The 17,005-nt window shown below is 73.6% G+C and carries 13 protein-coding genes; 9 read left to right on the forward strand and 4 right to left on the reverse strand.

Going from position 1 to position 17,005, the window contains the following annotated elements; translation table 11 throughout:
- The first annotated feature begins 251 nt into the window (after window positions 1-251).
- From chvE to araA, 7 genes are all read left to right on the forward strand, one after another.
- Window positions 252-1,406 (forward strand): multiple monosaccharide ABC transporter substrate-binding protein, encoded by a 1,155-nt coding sequence (gene chvE / locus ACI789_RS20695; protein WP_457011276.1) that lies wholly within the window; start codon window positions 252-254, stop codon window positions 1,404-1,406.
- A 176-nt stretch (window positions 1,407-1,582) separates the two neighbouring features.
- Window positions 1,583-3,121 carry a multiple monosaccharide ABC transporter ATP-binding protein gene (gene mmsA / locus ACI789_RS20700; RefSeq protein ID WP_457011277.1) on the forward strand — a complete coding sequence of 513 codons (1,539 nt, stop codon included), beginning with the start codon at window positions 1,583-1,585 and terminating at the stop codon, window positions 3,119-3,121.
- Entirely contained in the window at window positions 3,118-4,365 is a 1,248-nt protein-coding gene (gene mmsB / locus ACI789_RS20705) for a multiple monosaccharide ABC transporter permease (RefSeq protein WP_457011278.1), read from the forward strand. The genes mmsA and mmsB overlap by 4 nt, the downstream gene beginning before the upstream one ends.
- 80 nt (window positions 4,366-4,445) lie before the next feature.
- Entirely contained in the window at window positions 4,446-5,483 is a 1,038-nt protein-coding gene (locus ACI789_RS20710) for a LacI family DNA-binding transcriptional regulator (RefSeq protein WP_457011280.1), read from the forward strand.
- 105 nt (window positions 5,484-5,588) lie between these two features.
- Window positions 5,589-7,265 (forward strand): xylulokinase, encoded by a 1,677-nt coding sequence (locus ACI789_RS20715; protein ID WP_457011282.1) that lies wholly within the window; start codon window positions 5,589-5,591, stop codon window positions 7,263-7,265.
- Complete coding sequence (locus ACI789_RS20720; RefSeq protein ID WP_457011283.1) at window positions 7,262-7,942, forward strand: L-ribulose-5-phosphate 4-epimerase; 681 nt, start codon at window positions 7,262-7,264, stop codon at window positions 7,940-7,942. The genes ACI789_RS20715 and ACI789_RS20720 overlap by 4 nt, the downstream gene beginning before the upstream one ends.
- Before the next feature lie 10 nt (window positions 7,943-7,952).
- Window positions 7,953-9,464 carry an L-arabinose isomerase gene (gene araA, locus ACI789_RS20725; protein WP_457011285.1) on the forward strand — a complete coding sequence of 504 codons (1,512 nt, stop codon included), beginning with the start codon at window positions 7,953-7,955 and terminating at the stop codon, window positions 9,462-9,464.
- 179 nt (window positions 9,465-9,643) lie between these two features.
- Here araA and ACI789_RS20730 read toward each other — a convergent pair whose 3' ends face one another.
- Genes ACI789_RS20730 through ACI789_RS20740 form a run of 3 tightly spaced genes read right to left on the reverse strand, consistent with a single transcriptional unit; the run spans window position 9,644 to window position 11,999 of the window.
- Window positions 9,644-10,192 (reverse strand): zinc-binding dehydrogenase, encoded by a 549-nt coding sequence (locus ACI789_RS20730; protein ID WP_457011286.1) that lies wholly within the window; start codon window positions 10,190-10,192, stop codon window positions 9,644-9,646.
- 52 nt (window positions 10,193-10,244) lie between these two features.
- Entirely contained in the window at window positions 10,245-11,477 is a 1,233-nt protein-coding gene (locus tag ACI789_RS20735) for an arginine deiminase (protein WP_457011287.1), read from the reverse strand.
- A gap of 51 nt (window positions 11,478-11,528) precedes the next feature.
- Window positions 11,529-11,999, reverse strand: coding sequence for a DUF7144 family membrane protein (locus ACI789_RS20740; protein ID WP_457011289.1), 471 nt, complete (start codon window positions 11,997-11,999; stop codon window positions 11,529-11,531).
- A 184-nt stretch (window positions 12,000-12,183) separates the two neighbouring features.
- Between ACI789_RS20740 and ACI789_RS20745 the strand changes: the two genes are divergently transcribed.
- Both ACI789_RS20745 and ACI789_RS20750 read left to right on the forward strand, forming a co-directional pair.
- Window positions 12,184-12,951: an SDR family oxidoreductase gene (locus ACI789_RS20745; protein WP_457011290.1), complete on the forward strand. Its 768-nt coding sequence runs from the start codon at window positions 12,184-12,186 to the stop codon at window positions 12,949-12,951.
- A gap of 3 nt (window positions 12,952-12,954) precedes the next feature.
- Window positions 12,955-13,554 (forward strand): hypothetical protein, encoded by a 600-nt coding sequence (locus tag ACI789_RS20750; RefSeq protein WP_457011291.1) that lies wholly within the window; start codon window positions 12,955-12,957, stop codon window positions 13,552-13,554.
- 6 nt (window positions 13,555-13,560) lie between these two features.
- Here the strand turns inward: ACI789_RS20750 and ACI789_RS20755 are convergent, their stop codons facing one another.
- Window positions 13,561-16,896, reverse strand: coding sequence for a BTAD domain-containing putative transcriptional regulator (locus tag ACI789_RS20755; protein WP_457011292.1), 3,336 nt, complete (start codon window positions 16,894-16,896; stop codon window positions 13,561-13,563).
- Window positions 16,897-17,005 lie beyond the last annotated feature (109 nt).

A 17,005-nucleotide genomic window follows, 5' to 3' on the forward strand; every position in this document is an offset into this window, starting at 1 on the left:
GGGAGGTCTCGCGGGCGGCCGTCGACAGCCCGGGGAGCGGCGGATGTTACTCCCCAGTAAGGCCTTTCGCGACGCAGGGCCATGCGCCGCGGACGCATTGCACCCGAACGACTGCGGCGTTACGAGACCGTGACGATGGATTGGCGTCCAGGGGTTGACGGCCCCCCTTTGTTAACGCTCACACTTGTGCCGCTCGCCACGGGCGGGCCTGCGCCGGGTCGAGCGCGCAGAAATCTCGAGGAGGAGATCACGTGAGCAGAAGGCTCGGCTTCGCCGCTGTCAGCGCCACCCTGGCGCTCACGCTGGCGGCGTGCGGCGGCGAGGGTGCCGGCGGCAGTGGGGGTGCCGGCGGCGGCACCGAGGCGGAGGACCTGACGATCGGCGTCTCGATGCCGACCCAGACCTCCGAGCGCTGGATCGCCGACGGCAACAACGTCAAGGAGCAGCTGGAGGGCGAGGGCTACACCGTCGACCTGCAGTACGCCAACGACGACATCCCGACCCAGTCCCAGCAGATCGACCAGATGATCACCGAGGGTGCCGACATCCTCGTCGTCGCGGCGATCGACGGCACCGCGCTCTCCGGCCAGCTGGAGAACGCCGCCTCCAACAACATCCCGGTCATCTCGTACGACCGGCTCATCCGCGACAGCGAGAACGTCGACTTCTACGTCAGCTTCGACAACTTCCAGGTCGGTGTGGCCCAGGGCAACGCGCTGCTCACCGGTCTGGGCCTGCTCAACGAGGACGGCTCGGCCGGCTCCGCCACCGGTCCGTTCAACATCGAGCTGTTCGCCGGCTCGCTGGACGACAACAACGCGCACTTCTTCTTCGACGGTGCGATGTCGGTCCTGCAGCCCAAGATCGACGACGGCACCCTGGTCGTGAAGTCGGGCCAGACCAACATCGAGCAGGTCGCCATCCTGCGGTGGCAGCAGGAGACCGCCCAGCGGCGGATGGAGGACCTGCTGACCTCCACCTACAACGACGGCTCGCGCGTCGACGGCGTCCTCTCGCCCTACGACGGCCTGTCCCGCGGCATCATCACCGCGCTGCAGAACGCCGGCTACGGCCCCAACCTGGACTCGCAGCCGAACCCGATGCCGCCCGTCACGGGCCAGGACGCCGAGATCGCCTCGGTCAAGCTGATCGCCGACGGGGTCCAGAGCTCCACGATCTTCAAGGACACCCGTCAGCTGGCCGAGCAGGCCGTCAAGGCCGCGCAGGCGTTCGCCGAGGGCAACGAGCCGGAGGCCAACGACACGGAGACCTACGACAACGGCGTGAAGGTCGTCCCGTCGTACCTCCTGCCGGTCGTGACGGTCTACGCGGACAACATCCAGTCCGAGCTGGTCGACACCGGCTACTGGACGGCCGACGAGGTCGCCAAGGGCCAGGCCGACTGACCTCGCACCCCGAGTCCCGGCCGGGCTCGGCAGCACCAGCTGCCGAGCCCGGCCGGCACCACCCGGGACGACGTCCCGACCTGCCCGCCCGCCGCGGCGGGAGCACACTCTGTCCACCATCCGTGGCGCACCCCCGTGCCTGACGAGGGGCACCGACGACCGGACGACGAGGTCCCATGGACGACTACATCCTGGAGATGCGCTCCATCACCAAGACGTTCCCCGGCGTGAAGGCGCTGTCGGACGTCAACCTGAAGGTCCGCCGCGGCGAGATCCACGCCATCTGCGGTGAGAACGGCGCCGGGAAGTCGACGCTGATGAAGGTCCTGTCGGGCGTCTACCCGGCCGGCAGCTACGACGGCGAGATCGTGTACGACGGCAACGTCAGCCGCTTCCACGGCATCCGCGACAGCGAGCACGTCGGCATCGTGATCATCCACCAGGAGCTCGCCCTGGTGCCCTACCTGTCGATCGCCGAGAACATCTTCCTGGGCAACGAGATCCGCGGCCGCAACGGGCTGATCGACTGGAACAAGGCCAACGCCGAGGCCGCGCGACTGCTCGACGAGGTCGGCCTGCGCGAGAACGCGGTCACCCCGGTCGGTCAGCTCGGCGTCGGCAAGCAGCAGCTGGTCGAGATCGCCAAGGCGCTGTCCAAGGACGTCAAGCTGCTGATCCTCGACGAGCCGACCGCCGCGCTGAACGACAACGACTCGGCGCACCTGCTGGACCTGCTGCGAAAGCTCCGGGAGCGCGGGATCACCTGCATCATGATCTCGCACAAGCTCAACGAGATCACCGCGATCGCCGACAACGTCACCGTCATCCGTGACGGCAAGACCGTCGAGACGCTGAGCCTGCACGCCGGCGAGGTGACCCAGGAGCGGATCATCCGCGGGATGGTCGGCCGCGACCTGGAGAGCTACTACCCCGAGCGTGAGTCGCACCCCGGCGAGGAGGTCCTCCGCGTCGAGGACTGGACCGTCTGGCACCCGACGCAGGACCGCAAGATCGTCGAGAACGCCAGCTTCACCGTGCGCGCCGGGGAGGTCGTCGGCATCGCCGGCCTGATGGGCGCCGGGCGCACCGAGCTGGCCATGAGCATCTTCGGGCGCGCCTACGGACGGAACATCTCCGGTCGGCTCTTCGTGCACGGCAAGGAGATCCGGCCTCGCAACGTCTCCGAGGCGATCGACGCCGGGATCGCCTACGCCACCGAGGACCGCAAGCACTACGGCCTCAACCTCATCGAGGACATCCGGCGCAACGTCTCCGCCGCCGCCTTGTACAAGCTCGCCAACAAGGGCTTCGTCAACGGCAACGAGGAGATCAAGGTCGCCGAGGGCTACCGGAAGAGCATGAACGTCAAGGCGCCGAGCGTCACCTCGGTCGTCGGCAAGCTCTCGGGCGGCAACCAGCAGAAGGTCGTGCTGTCCAAGTGGCTCTACACCGACCCCGAGGTGCTCATCCTCGACGAGCCCACCCGCGGCATCGACGTCGGCGCGAAGTACGAGATCTACACGATCATCAACCGGCTCGTCGCCGACGGTAAGGCGGTGCTCGTCATCTCGTCGGAGCTGCCCGAGCTGCTCGGCATCTGCGATCGGATCTACACGCTCTCCGCGGGCCGGATCACCGGTGAGGTGCCCGTCGCGCAGGCCACCCAGGAGAACCTGATGGAGCTCATGACCAAGGAGAAGGAGCTCGCGGCATGACCAGGACCGCCCCCCCGCGCCCCGACACCTCCCCGCAGGAGCCGGCGCCGTCCGCCGCGCTGCACGCCGGGACGAGCAACCTGCGGGAACTCGTCACCCGCAACATGCGGCAGAGCGGCATCTACGTCGCCTTCGTGGTGATCATCGCGCTGTTCGCGATCCTGACCGACGGGACGTCGCTGAGTCCCGGCAACGTCACCAACATCGTCCTGCAGTACAGCTACATCCTGATCCTGGCCATCGGCATGGTCATCGTGATCATCGCCGGGCACATCGACCTCTCGGTCGGCTCGGTGGTCGCGCTGACCGGGGCGACCTCGGCCGTCCTGGTGATCCGGCACGGGATGCCCTGGTGGGTCGGCGTCCTCGCCGCGCTCGCCGTCGGGCTCCTGATCGGCGCGTGGCAGGGCTTCTGGGTGGCCTACGTCGGCATCCCGGCGTTCATCGTGACCCTCGCCGGCATGCTGCTGTTCCGCGGTCTCACGCTGCAGGTGCTCGACAACATCTCGCTGTCCCCGTTCCCGAGCGAGTACGGCAGGATCGCCAGCGGCTTCCTCAACGGCCTCATCGGCGGCGACGGTTACGACGCGTTCACCCTGCTGATCGGCGCGATCGCGGTCGCCGGTTACGCGTTCAGCAGCTTCCGCACCCGCTTGGCCCGGATCAAGTACCAGCAGCCGGTCGAGTCCTTCCCGCTGTTCGTGGCCAAGATCGTCCTCGTCGGCGCGGTGGTCATGTGGTTCGCGTGGCAGCTGGCGCACGCCCGCGGCCTGCCGATCGTGCTGATCATCCTGGCCGTGCTGATCATCACCTACGGCATCATCACCAACCGGACCGTCTTCGGTCGCCAGGTGTACGCGATCGGCGGCAACCTCGCCGCGGCGACCCTGTCCGGCGTCAAGGTGCGGGCGGTCAACTTCTGGATCTTCGTCAACATGGGCTTCCTGGCCGGTGTGGCCGGCGTCGTCTTCTCGTCCCGGTCGAACGGGGCCCAGCCGGCGGCGGGCAACATGTTCGAGCTCGACGCGATCGCCGCCTGCTTCATCGGTGGCGCGGCCGTCACCGGCGGTGTGGGCACCGTCGTCGGCGCCATGGTCGGTGGTCTGATCATGGCCGTCATGAGCAACGGCATGCAGCTCATGGGCATCGACCAGTCCATCCAGTCGGTGGTCAAGGGCCTGGTCCTGCTCCTCGCCGTGGCCTTCGACGTCTACAACAAGCGGCGGGCCGGCGCCTCGCGCTGACCTCCCGGGCGGCCCCGCGGACGACAGCCGCGGGGTCGCCCGTGCCGGTGCGGGGCGACGGCGCCCCGTCGAAGAGAGGGGTGACGGTGGAGCCCGAGGGGGCGACCCGTTCGCTGGTCATGTCCGACGTCGCCGCCCGTGCCGGGGTCTCGCACCAGACCGTCTCCCGCGTCATCAACGGCCACCGCAACGTCGCGCCGCACACCCGGGAACGGGTCGAGCAGGCGATCCGCGAGCTGGGCTACCGGCCCAACACCGCGGCGCGGGCGCTGGTGACCGGGTCGACCCGCACGATCGGCTTCGTCACGGTCAACATCAACCAGTACGGGCCGGCGCAGACCCTGGTCGGCCTGGAGCAGGCCGCGCGCACCGCGGGGTACTCGCTGTCGGTGACCGTCCTGGACGAGGCCACCGCGGAGGCCATGCGCGCGGCGGTGGACCGGTTCGTGGGGGCGTCGGTCGACGCGGTCGTCGCGCTGGCCACCTACGACGACGCGGTGGAGGCGCTGCACCAGGTGGACGTGCCCCTGCCGCTGGTCACCGTGCAGAGCGGCGGCGCCGTCGAGGAGCCCGCGGTGGGGGTCGACCAGGTGGCCGGCGCCCGGCTGGCCACCCGTCACCTGCTCGACCTCGGCCACCGGACGGTGCACCACGTCACCGGCCCGGCCGACTCGAAGGAGGCCCGGGACCGCATCGCCGGCTGGCGGGCCGAGCTGCAGGCGGCCGGTGCCGAGGTGCCGGCCCACGTGTGCGGCGACTGGACGCCGTCGTCGGGGTACGCGGCCGGCCGGCAGCTGGCCGCCCGCCTCCGGGACGGCGAGGAGATCACCGCGGTCTTCCTGGCCAACGACCAGATGGCGCTCGGGCTGCTCGCGGCCCTGCACGAGGAGGACCTCGAGTCGCCGCGCGACGTCAGCGTCGTCGGCTTCGACGACCTGCCCGAGTCGCCCTACTTCACCCCGCCCCTCACCACCGTCCGGCAGGACTTCGCCGAGCTCGGCCGACGCGGGGTCGAGCTGGTGCTCGCTCGGCTCCAGGGCCTGGAGCTGCACCCCGATCCCGTCCCACCGGCACTCCTGGTGCGGGCCAGCACCGGGCCGGTACCGCACCGGGCATGAGGACGTCGCGAGTGTTAACGCTAACATCGGGCCCTGCGCCGCACCCCCGGTCGACCGGAGCGCGAGGAGCAGGCCTGTCACCGGTAGGCGGGAGGGTCTCCTGACATGACGATGGACGTCGGCGCCGCGATCACCGAGGGGCGCACGGCTCTTGGGATCGAGCTCGGATCGACCCGGATCAAGGCGGTGCTGATCGGTCCGGACCACGCTCCGCTCGCCGTCGGCACACACGACTGGGAGAACCAGTTCGTGGACCGGCTGTGGACGTACTCGCTGGACGCGGTCTGGGCGGGGGTGCAGGACAGCGTCGCCGTCCTGGCGGCCGACGTGCGCCGGCGCCACGGGGTCGACCTGACCACGGTCGGTGCCCTGGGTGTGTCGGCGATGATGCACGGCTACCTGGCGTTCGACGCCGCCGGTGAGCTGCTGACGCCGTTCCGCACCTGGCGCAACACGAACACGGGGGAGTCGGCCGAGCGGCTCAGTGCGGAGTTCGGCCACAACATCCCGCACCGGTGGAGCGTGGCCCACCTCTACCAGGCGATCCTCGACGGCGAGGAGCACGTCGGCCGGCTGGACCACCTGACGACCCTGGCCGGCTACGTGCACTGGCGGCTCACCGGCGACAAGGTGCTCGGCGTCGGCGACGCCAGCGGCGTGTTCCCGATCGACAGCGAGACCGGCGGGTACTCCGCCGCGATGCTGACCCGCTTCGACGAGCTCGCGGCCGAGGCGGGGGTGGAGCTGACCCTGGCGGACCTGCTGCCGGCGATCGCCGTCGCCGGTCAGCCGGCCGGCCGGCTGACCGAGGCGGGCGCGGAGCTGCTCGACCCCACCGGGCGGCTGCGTCCCGGCATCCCGCTCTGCCCGCCCGAGGGCGATGCGGGAACGGGGATGGTCGCCACCAACTCGGTCGCTCCGCGCACCGGCAACGTCTCCGCCGGGACGAGCATCTTCGCCATGGTCGTGCTGGAGCGCGAGCTCAGCCGGATGCACCGCGAACTCGACCTGGTCACCACGCCGGCCGGGGACCCGGTGGCCATGGTGCACTGCAACAACGGGGCCAGTGAGCTGAACGCGTGGGTCGGGCTGTTCGCGGAGTTCGCCCGGGCGCTCGGTGTCGCGGCCGACCCGTCGGCCGTCTTCGAGACCCTGTTCGCCGCCGCGCTCGGTGGCGCCAGCGACTGCGGCGGGCTGCTGGCCTACAACTACCTCTCCGGCGAGCCGATCACCGACTTCGAGGAGGGGCGGCCGCTGTTCGTGCGGTCCCCGGACAGCAGGTTCGACCTCGCCACCTTCATGCGGACGCACCTGTTCGCGTCCCTGGCCACCCTGCGGATCGGCATGGACGTGCTGCTGAAGACCGAGGGCGTGCGGCTGGACGGGATGTTCGCGCACGGGGGGCTGTTCAAGACCAGGGGCGTGGCGCAGCGCTTCCTGGCCGCGGCGATCGACACGCCGGTCTCGGTCGGGAACGTCGCGGCCGAGGGCGGCGCCTGGGGGATGGCCGTCCTCGCCGCCTTCGCCACCCGGCGCGCGCCGGAGCAGAGCCTGGCCGACTACCTGGACACCGTGGTCTTCGCCGACGCCGCGCTGGAGACCGCCGAGCCCGACCCGGCCGACGTCGCGGGGTTCGACGCGTTCGTGCAGCGGTACGTCGCCGCACTCCCGGTCGAGCGGGCCGCCGTGGACCACGTGGGCATCGGCCACCGGCGAGCCGAGCCGCAGAGTTCCGACGCCGAGACGACGGCGTCCGCCCTGACCGAGGAGCGCACCGCATGACCACCACCGAACCGCGCACCGAGCGCGGCACCCACCGGGCGCAGCGCGAGCACGTCGCCGCCCTGCACAGCGAGCTGACCCGCAACGGCCTGGTCACCTGGACCTCGGGCAACGTCTCCGAGCGGGTGCCCGGCGAGGACCTGTTCGTGATCAAGGGCAGCGGCGTCCTCTACGACGAGCTGACCTGGGAGGGGATCACCGTCTGCGACCTCGACGGGAACGTCGTCGACGGGGTCAAGAAGCCCTCCAGCGACACCGACGCGCACGCCTACGTGTACCGCAACGTGCCCGAGGTCAACGGCCAGGTGCACACCCACAGCCCGTACGCGACTGCCTGGGCCGCCCGGGCCGAGCCGATCCCGTGCGTGCTCACCGCGATGGCCGACGAGTTCGGCGGGCCGATCCCGGTGGGGCCGTTCGCGCTGATCGGCGACGACTCCATCGGCCAGGGCATCGTGGCGACCCTGCGCGGCTCGCGCTCGCCGGCGGTGCTCATGCAGAACCACGGCGTGTTCACCATCGGGCCCTCGGCGCGCGCCGCCGTCAAGGCCGCGGTCATGACCGAGGACGTCGCCCGGACGGTGCACCTGTCGCGGCAGCTCGGTGAGCCGCTGCCGATCGCCCAGACCGACATCGACTCCCTCTACGCGCGCTACCAGAACGTCTACGGACAGTGAGGAAGGCTTGATGCGCAAGGACCCGTTCACCAGGCACGAGCTGTGGTTCCTGACGGGCAGCCAGGGCCTGTACGGCGAGGAGACCCTCCAGCAGGTCGCCGAGCAGTCCCAGCGGGTGGCCGCCGCGCTCGACGAGGCCGGTGAGGTCCCCATCCGGGTGGTCTGGAAGCCGGTGCTCACCGACGCCGGCGCCATCCGGCGGGCGATGGGCGAGGCCAACGAGGACCCGGCCTGCGTCGGCGTCATCACCTGGATGCACACCTTCTCCCCGGCGAAGATGTGGATCAGCGGCCTCGACGCGCTGCGCAAGCCGCTGCTGCACCTGCACACCCAGGCCGACGCCGCCCTGCCGTGGGCGACGATCGACATGGACTTCATGAACCTCAACCAGGCCGCCCACGGCGACCGGGAGTACGGGTTCATCCTCACCCGGCTGCGCATGCCGCGGACGACGGTCGCCGGCCACGTCGACAACCCGCGGGTGCGGGCACGGGTCGGGTCGTGGGCCCGGGCCGCCGCCGCGGCGCACGCGGTCCGCTCGCTCAAGCTGGCCCGGTTCGGCGACAACATGCGCAACGTCGCGGTCACCGAGGGGGACAAGGTCGAGGCGGAGATCCGCTTCGGGGTCTCGGTGAACACCTGGGGGGTCAACGACCTGGCCGCCGTGGTGGACGCCGTGGAGGACAAGACCGTCGACGACCTGGTCGAGCAGTACGGCGACCTGTACGAGTTCGCCGAGGACGCCCGCCCGGGCGGTCCGCAGCACGAGGCGGTGCGCTACCAGGCCCGCATCGAGGCGGCGCTGCGCACCTTCCTCGAGGACGGCGGCTTCGGCGCGTTCACCACGAACTTCGAGGACCTCGGCGGGCTGCGCCAGCTGCCGGGGCTGGCTGTCCAGCGGCTGATGGCCGACGGCTACGGCTTCGGCGGCGAGGGCGACTGGAAGACGTCGGTGCTGCTGCACACGCTCAAGGTCGCCGCGGCCGGCCTGCCGGGCGGGACCTCCTTCATGGAGGACTACACCTACCACCTGGCCGCCGACACCCCGAAGATCCTGGGCGCGCACATGCTCGAGGTCTGCCCGACGATCGCCGGGGAGAAGCCGCGGGTGGAGGTGCACCCGCTGTCGATCGGCGGCCGGGAGGACCCCGCGCGGCTGGTGTTCACCGCGGCCCCGGGCGAGGGCGTCGTGGTGGGCTGGTGCGACCTGGGGGACCGGTTCCGCTGGGTGGCCAACGAGATCGACGTCGTCGAGCCCGACGAGCCGCTGCCGAACCTGCCCGTGGCCCGTGCCGTCTGGCAGCCGCGGCCGGACTTCGCGACGGCGACCGAGGGCTGGCTGACCGCCGGCGGGCCGCACCACACGGTGCTGTCGACCGCGCTGGGGGCCGAGGAGCTCACCGACCTCGCCGAGGTGTTCTCCACCGAGCTGGTGCTCATCGACGCGGAGACCACCCGCCGCTCGCTGGCCAAGGAGCTGCGCTGGAGCGCCGCCTACCACCGGCTGGCCCAGGGGCTGTAACCGCTCGGCGCCCGACCGCACCTCTTTCCCCCTCGGGGAGCTCGTGCTCTGCGTGCACGTGCGGAGCAGAGCACGAGCTCCCGCAGGACGACCAGGTCCCCGAGCCGGCCGCTCGATCAGGAGAGGGCCGGCGGACCGGGCCCTGCCCGCGTCGTGGCCGGCCCGGACCGCCGGGACGGTCAGGCGAAGGAGACGAGCGGCTTGAGGATGCCGTCCTCCTTGGTCTGCATCATGGCGAAGGCACGCTCGATCTCGTCGAAGTCGAACCGGTGGGTGGTCAGCGGGGTCGGGTCGACGCGCCCGGTCTGCAGCAGCCGGAGCAGCCGCCCCATCCGCTCGCTGCCGCCCGGGCACAGCCCGGTGTGGATGGACTTGTCGTTCATGCCCAGCCCGATGCTGTCGAGCGGCAGCTGCAGCGGCGCGGGGTTCTCGCCGTGGTACCCGATGTTGGAGACCCTGCCGCCGGCCTTGGTGACGCGCAGACAGCCCTCGAAGGTCTCCGGGAACCCGAACGCCTCGATGGCCGCGTCGACCCCCTCGCCGCGGGTGAGGTCCATGATCTGCTCCACCGGGTCGCCCTCGGTGAAGTCCACGACGTCGTCCGCGCCGAAGCGCCGGGCCAGGTCCTTCCGCTCGGGCCGCGACTCCACCGCGATCACCCGCCCGGCACCGAGACCCCGGGTCGGGGCCGATGCGCAGGAGGGTGGCAGAACCGGGCACGGCTGCACACCCGCCGCTGCGCGGCCGATCGGGTCGACGGACCCCGCCCCGGCGACCGGGCTACAGCGGGCCGCGGGCGACGGGGCAGGACATGCAGCGCGGCCCGCCGCGGCCGCTGCCCAGCTCGGAGCCGGCGATCCGCACCACCTCGATCCCGGCCGCCTCGAGCGCGGCGTTGGTGACGGTGTTGCGCTCGTAGGCGACGGTCAGCCGCGGGGCCAGCGCCAGGGTGTTGTTGCCGTCGTCCCACTGCTCGCGCTCGGCGGTGACCGGGTCCAGGCCGGTGTCGATCACCCGCAGCCGGTCGATGCCCATGGCCGCGGCGGCCGCCTCGAGGAACGGCGCGGGCCCGCGGACGGTCAGGTCGGTCGTGTCCTCGTCATCCGGCGCGACCTCGCCGGTGACCGTCCAGGCCACCAGGGTGTCCGCGACCGCGGGGTACATCACCAGCGCGTCGACGTCGACCATCGTGGCGATGGTGTCCAGGTGCATGGTCGCCCGCTGCTGGGCGATCGGGACGACGAGCACCGTGTGCGCCAGCCCGCGGGCGAACAGCCGCCGCGCCAGCCGTTCCGCGCCGCCCGGCGTCGTCCGCTCGCCCACCCCGACCGCCACCACGCCCGGCGACAGCAGCAGCACGTCGCCGCCCTCGAGGTGCTCCAGCGAGGCGTCGTAGAGCTGGGCGGCGCCGGCGAACCGCGGGTGGTGGGCGTAGACCGCGGCGGTGATGGTGCTCTCGCGGTGCCGGGCGGGCATCGCCAGGGAGGTGACCGCCACCTGGTCGCCGACCCAGACCGACGAGTCGCGGGTGAACAGCAGGTTGGGCAGCGGGGGGACGACGAAGTCGCTGCGGTCCATGAGCTCGTAGGACAGGCCGCGCCCGCCGGGCACCTCGTCGTGCGCCAGCCCGGCGATCAGCGTCCCGGCGAGGTCGTCGGGGGAGAGGCCGGCCAGGTGCGCGGCCGCCGTCCGCTTGAGCGTGGCGCCCAGCCGCGGGTCGTCGACCGCGGCGGTGACCAGCTCGTCCCGCGCGGCTGGGACGGCGAGCACCTCGGCCAGCAGCCGGTCCAGGTACAGCACCTCGACGCCGCGGGCGGTCAGCTCGGCGGCGAAGCGGTCGTGCTCCTCCTGCGCCCGTGGCACCCAGGGCACGCCGTCGAAGAGCAGCTGGTCGTTGTTGCGCGGGGTCAGCCGGCGCAGCTCGGCCCCGGGCCGGTGCAGGAGCACCGTCCGCAGCGGGCCGACCTCGCTGGTCGCGCCCAGGACGGCGGTCTCGGCGGCGGGTGCGCTCATGGGGGCAGGCTGGCACACCGGCCGCGCCGGGGCCGCCCGTCCCGGCCGCCGTCACCGGGTCGGGGCGACCTCCTGACCGTGCACGGTGACGGCGTAGATCACCACGACGAGGAACGCGATCACCAGCGCCGACCAGGCCGGGTAGGCCGGCAGGAACGCCAGGTGCACGAGCGCGCTCACCGCGGCCCACACCACCGCCACGACGCGGGCGACCCGGCTGCCCCGCACCAGGCCCGCGCCGGTGACGATCCCGACCGTGCCGAGGACGAGGTGCACCCAGCCCCAGACCGAGTAGCCCACCGCGACGAGCAGGGCGTCGGGCCGCACCACGTAGAAGTCGTCGTTGACCAGTGCGGTGACGCCCTCCATCACCGAGAAGAGGCCGACGAGCACCAGCAGGACCCCGGCGAACACCACCCACGCTGCCCAGCCGGTCGCCCGCTTGTCGTCGCCGTAGGCGCCGACGTGGGCCTCGGCCTGCCAGTTCGCCTCCGGCTGCCGACTCTGGAAGGCGCTGGTCATGGCGCCGCTCCCTCCCGGGCGGGACCGTCCCGCCCGGTGCAGCAGCCTGGCCGTCGCCGGGGGCGGCCGCCTCACGCGGAGCGGACGATGCGCCGTCCGGGCCCGGGTCGCGCCGGACGGGCCTGGGTAGGGTGCCCGCGCCGGGGGCCGACGACGTCCCCACGACGCCGTGGAGGACCCGCCCGTGGACCTGTTCGACCTGACCGGCAAGGTCGCCGTGGTCACCGGCGGCACCCGCGGCATCGGGCTGATGATGGCCCGCGGCCTGCTGCAGGCCGGGGCGTCGGTCTACGTCAGCTCCCGCAAGGCCGACGCCGAGGAGGCCGCGGTCGCCGAGCTGTCGCGGTACGGCACGGTGGCGTCGATCCCCGCCGACCTGTCCACCGAGGCCGAGTGCCTGCGCCTGGCCGCCGAGGTCGGCCGCCGCGAGGAGCGGCTGCACGTGCTGGTCAACAACGCCGGGGCGACCTGGGGTGCGCCGCTCGCCGAGTTCCCCGCGTCGGCCTGGGACAAGGTGCTCGACCTCAACCTCAAGGCGCCGTTCTTCCTGACCCGCGCGTTCCTGCCGCTGCTCGAGGCCGCGGCCACCGACGACGACCCGGCCCGCGTGGTCAACGTCGGCAGCATCGACGGGCTGCACGCGCCGACGCTGCCCACCTACTCGTACTCGGCCAGCAAGGCCGGGGTGCACCACCTCACCCGCGTGCTCGCCAAGGAGCTGGGGCGCAGGCGGATCACGGTCAACGCCGTCGCGCCCGGCCCGTTCGAGTCGAAGATGATGGCCGCCACCCTCGCCGCCCACGGCGACGAGATCGCCGCCTCCTCCCCGCTCGGGCGGATCGGCCGGCCCGACGACATGGCCGGCGTCGTGGTGTACCTGAGCAGCCGCGCCGGCGCCTACGTCACCGGCGCGGTCATCCCCGTCGACGGCGGCCGGGCGACCACCCTGTAGCCCGTGCGGCAGGTCTTCGACGGCTGGATCCTGGGCGTCGGCACGACGTCGGGCACCCGTGTCGTCGTCGGGCACTGGCCCCGGTCGCCGCTGGGAGCGCTCTCCGACGTGATGGTGCAGCGCCCCGGCGGGCACCGGGTGCTGCTGGCCCCCTCGGCGGCCGCCGCGGAGTTCATCGCGGCCACGTACGCCTTCGACGAGGTGCGGGTCCTCGACGTGGCCGTCGCCCGGCCCGGCCCGCGGACCTGGACGGTCACGGCCGGGCCGTTGCGGCTGGCCGTCCGCACGGGGCGCCGTCCTCCGCTGGGCTGGCTGCTGCGCGCCGTCCCGGCGCCGCTGGCCCGGACCCCCGCGTGGGTGGGCCTGCTGGACCGGCCCGCCCGGCTGCTGACCGGCCTGCGCACCACCGGCTCGGCCGGGAACGGGCGCACCGAGTGGTACGGCGTGCAGGACCTGCACGCGGTGACCGCGGCCGACGGGTCGTGGGACGGCGTCCCGCTGGGCGGGCTGGCGCCGGTTAGCCCGCCGGTCACCTTCGGGTTCGGCTCGGTCCCGCCCCGGCCGAGCGTGGTGCGGGTGACGACGACGGTGCGGTTGCCCTGAGGCGGCTCAGGCCGACCGCGGCGCGCTCGACCCCTCCCGGCGCGGCCGGGTGGCGGTCTCCTCGGGCACCCGCGCCAGGTGCGACTCGGCCAGCGCCACCTGGTGCGGGGAGCCGACCAGCCGGCCCTGCCGGCGGGCCGCGGTCCACCACTCGCGGGCGGCCACCGTGTCGCCGGTGCGCTCGGCGATCCGGCCCAGCAGCTCGTCGTACGCGCCGAGGCTGAACGACGGCGTGCCGAGGACCGCCTGCCGGCCGCGGAACGGGAGCAGCTGCACGGTGGCCGTCTCGATCTCGGCCTCGTCCCCGATCTGCAGCGCCACCTCGGCCTGCAGGAGCGTGGCGACGTCGCTGGCCCAGTCGCGCACCTGGGTGCGGCCCCAGCGCTTGCGCAGCCGGCGGGCCTCGGCCAGGTCGCCGGACTCGGCCGCGGCCAGCACCGCCATCAGCTGCAGCAACGGGCTGCCCTCGTCGCCGGTCTGCACGAGCAGGTCGATCGCCTCGGGCAGCCGGTGGTCCCCGCGGCGCAGGGTGAACTGGTGCGCGGCGAAGGCGTGCCGGGCGTGCGGGGTGACCTTCCGGTACAGCTCGTAGGCCTCGGTGGTCAGCTCCTCGGCGCGCGCGGCGTCCCCCCGCAGCCACGCGGCCCCGGCCTGCTGCCAGATCACGTGCGGGCGCACCTCCGGGCCGGACAGCGAGATCGACAGCCGGCGGCCGGCGTCCAGGTCGGCCTCGAAGCCGCGCAGGTCGGCCAGGTGCAGCCGGATGGCCGCCCGGTGCAGCCGGGCGTGGAACTCGGTGCGCCGGGGCAGCCCGCGCCCGGCCAGCGACAGCGCCTCGTCGGTGGCCGCCAGCCGCAGCTCGGCCGCGCCCGGCCGGCCCCAGACGGCCAGGGAGTAGTTGTTCAGCGTGCGGCCCAGCAGCTCGGGCTCGCCGACCTCGCGGGCCAGCGCGAGGGCCCGCTCGGCGTACCGGGGCCCCTTCTGCAGGTCCTCGCTGAAGGCCAGCTCGACGCCGAGGGTGCCCAGCAGCCGGGCGGTCAGCCGGTCCCGCTCCCGCGGGTCGGGCGCCAGCTCGTCGCGCTCGTCCAGCAGGCCCTCCAGCAGGCCGACCATCTCGTGGTCGACGACGCCGTGCGGGCGCCAGTTCCACAGCGTGGGCGACCCCCACACCGCGGCGGACTCCAGCAGGCAGCGGCGGTCGCCCAGCTCGCGGGCGACCGCGATCGCCTCCCCGATGACCTCGCCGGCCTCGGTCCGCTGGCCGTTGCGCAGCAGGTCGTTGCCGAGCGCGGTGAGCAGGTCGTGGCGGGTGCGGGCGGCGCCGGGCTCGGCGGCGTCGAGCAGGGTCAGCGCCCGGCGCACGTGCCCGGCGGCCTCCCCGTGGGCCAGCCGGGCGCGGGCGGCCTGCGCGGCGGTGGTCGAGTAGCGCAGCGCCGGGCCCGGACCGGCGACCGGGACCGCCTCGACGTAGTGGTGCGCCAGCCGCTCCACCAGCGCGTCGTCGGCCCGGCCGCCGGGCAGCCGCCGCTCGAGGGCCCCGGCCACCCGGGCGTGCAGCCGCGCCCGGCGCAGCCGCGGGAGGTCCTCGTACAGCACCTCCTGCACCAGTGCGTGGGTGAACCGCCAGCTCCACGGCTGCCCGCCCTCGACGACCAGGCCGAAGGCCATCGCGGAGTCCAGGGCCGCCAGCGCCTCCTCGGCGGGCGTGCCGGCCGCCTCCAGCAGGTCCAGGCCCACCTCGCGGCCGGCGACCGCGGCGAGCTCGAGCACCTCCCGGGCGTCCTCGGGCAGCCGGTCGAGCCGGTCGCGCAGCACCTCGCCGACCGACGGCGGCACCGGGACCCGGTCCAGCCGCAGGTCGTGCGTGCTGACCATCCAGCGGGCGAGCTCGACCACGAAGTACGGGTTGCCGGCGGTGCGGTCGTGGACGGTCTCGGCCAGCGAGCGGCCGCCGACGGCCCCCAGCTGGCCGGCCATCAGCGTGCCGACGTCCTCGGTGGTGAGCCCGGCCAGCCGGATGTGGGTGGCCGCCCGCTCCCGGTTCAGTCGCGCCAGGCAGTCGGCCACGGCCTCGGGCAGGTCCTCGCCGACCGTGCGGACGGTGACGACGAGCACCAGCGGCACCCGCGGCAGGTGCCGGGCCAGCAGGCCCAGCAGCTGCACCGAGGTCGTGTCGGCGCCCTGCAGGTCGTCGAGGACCACCAGCACCGGACGGGGAGCGGCGGCCGCGGCGAGCCGGGCGCGCAGGTCCTGGAACAGCCCGAACCGGGCGGCGTCGGCGTCGGCGGCGGGGTCGTCGGGCAGCGGGCCCAGCTGCTCCTGGCCGAGCTGCTCGAGCACCTGGGTCCACGGCCACAGCGCCGGCGCCCCGGCGTCGTCGGCGCACCGGCTCCAGGCCACCGACCAGCCGGCCGCCCGCCCGGTGTCGGCCGCGGCCTCGGCCAGCCGGGTCTTGCCGATGCCGGCCTCCCCGCCGAGGACGACGATGGCCGGCCGTCCGGCGGCGGCCTGCTCGGCGACGGTGCGCAGGTGGGCCAGCTCCGACCGCCGGCCGACCAGGGTCTCCGAGCCGGGGGCGGTGGTCGGCATGGGCGCCGGCGGAGGGACGACGGACAGCACCGGGCGCGGCACCCGGTCGGTGAGCCTCGGGTCGTGGCGGAGCACCGCCCGCTCCAGGTCCCGCAGCTCCGGCCCCGGGTCGATGCCCAGCTCGTCGCGGAGCAGCTCGGTGCAGCGGCGCAGCGCGTCCAGCGCGTCGGCCTGCCGGTCGGCGGCGTAGAGGGCGGTGACCAGCCGGGCCCACAGCCGCTCCCGCAGCGGGTGCTCGGCGACCAGGTGCTCGAGGTCGGGGACGGCGGCGTCGGCCCGCCCCGTGGCCAGCAGCGCGTCGCAGCGCCGCTCCCGGGCCCGCACGTGCAGCTCGGTCAGCCGCAGCCGGTCGGTGGCCGCGGTGGGGGACTCCCCGAGCTCGGCCAGCGGCTCCCCCCGCCACAGCCGCAGCGCCTGGTCCAGCAGCGCGACGCCGCGGGCCGGGTCGCCGCCCTCGACCGCGCGGTCGCCCTCCTCGACGAGCTGGGCGAAGCGCAGGCTGTCCAGCTCGGCCGCGTCGACCTGCAGCAGGTAGCCCGGCGGCCGGGTGAGCAGCACCTTCGGCGCCTCGCGGGGGCCGCGGTCGGGCTCGAGCACGCGACGCAGGTGGGAGACGTGGGCCTGCAGGGTCCCGGTGACCGTGGGCGGCGGCTCGTCGCCCCACAGCGTCGCCACGATGCGGTCGACGGCCACCACCCGGCCCGGCTCGGCCAGCAGGAGGGTCAGCAGCGCACGGGGTTTCGCGCCGCCCACGTCGAGGGGGCGACCGTCGGGGCCCGTGACCTCGAGAGGCCCGAGGACGCGGTACCGCACGGGGCGGGATCCTCGCAGGTCCGGGCCGCGAACGGGAGTCCTCCCGGCC

This window comes from Geodermatophilus sp. SYSU D00965 (assembly GCF_054050075.1).

Coding starts and splice junctions, on each gene's coding strand:
- ACI789_RS20735 (WP_457011287.1), bottom strand. CDS start 11,477: ATGAGCGCACCCGCCGCCGAGACCGCCGTCCTGGGCGCGACCAGCGAG.
- ACI789_RS20720 (WP_457011283.1), top strand. CDS start 7,262: ATGACCACCACCGAACCGCGCACCGAGCGCGGCACCCACCGGGCGCAG.
- ACI789_RS20715 (WP_457011282.1), top strand. CDS start 5,589: ATGACGATGGACGTCGGCGCCGCGATCACCGAGGGGCGCACGGCTCTT.
- araA (WP_457011285.1), top strand. CDS start 7,953: ATGCGCAAGGACCCGTTCACCAGGCACGAGCTGTGGTTCCTGACGGGC.
- mmsB (WP_457011278.1), top strand. CDS start 3,118: ATGACCAGGACCGCCCCCCCGCGCCCCGACACCTCCCCGCAGGAGCCG.
- mmsA (WP_457011277.1), top strand. CDS start 1,583: ATGGACGACTACATCCTGGAGATGCGCTCCATCACCAAGACGTTCCCC.
- ACI789_RS20740 (WP_457011289.1), bottom strand. CDS start 11,999: ATGACCAGCGCCTTCCAGAGTCGGCAGCCGGAGGCGAACTGGCAGGCC.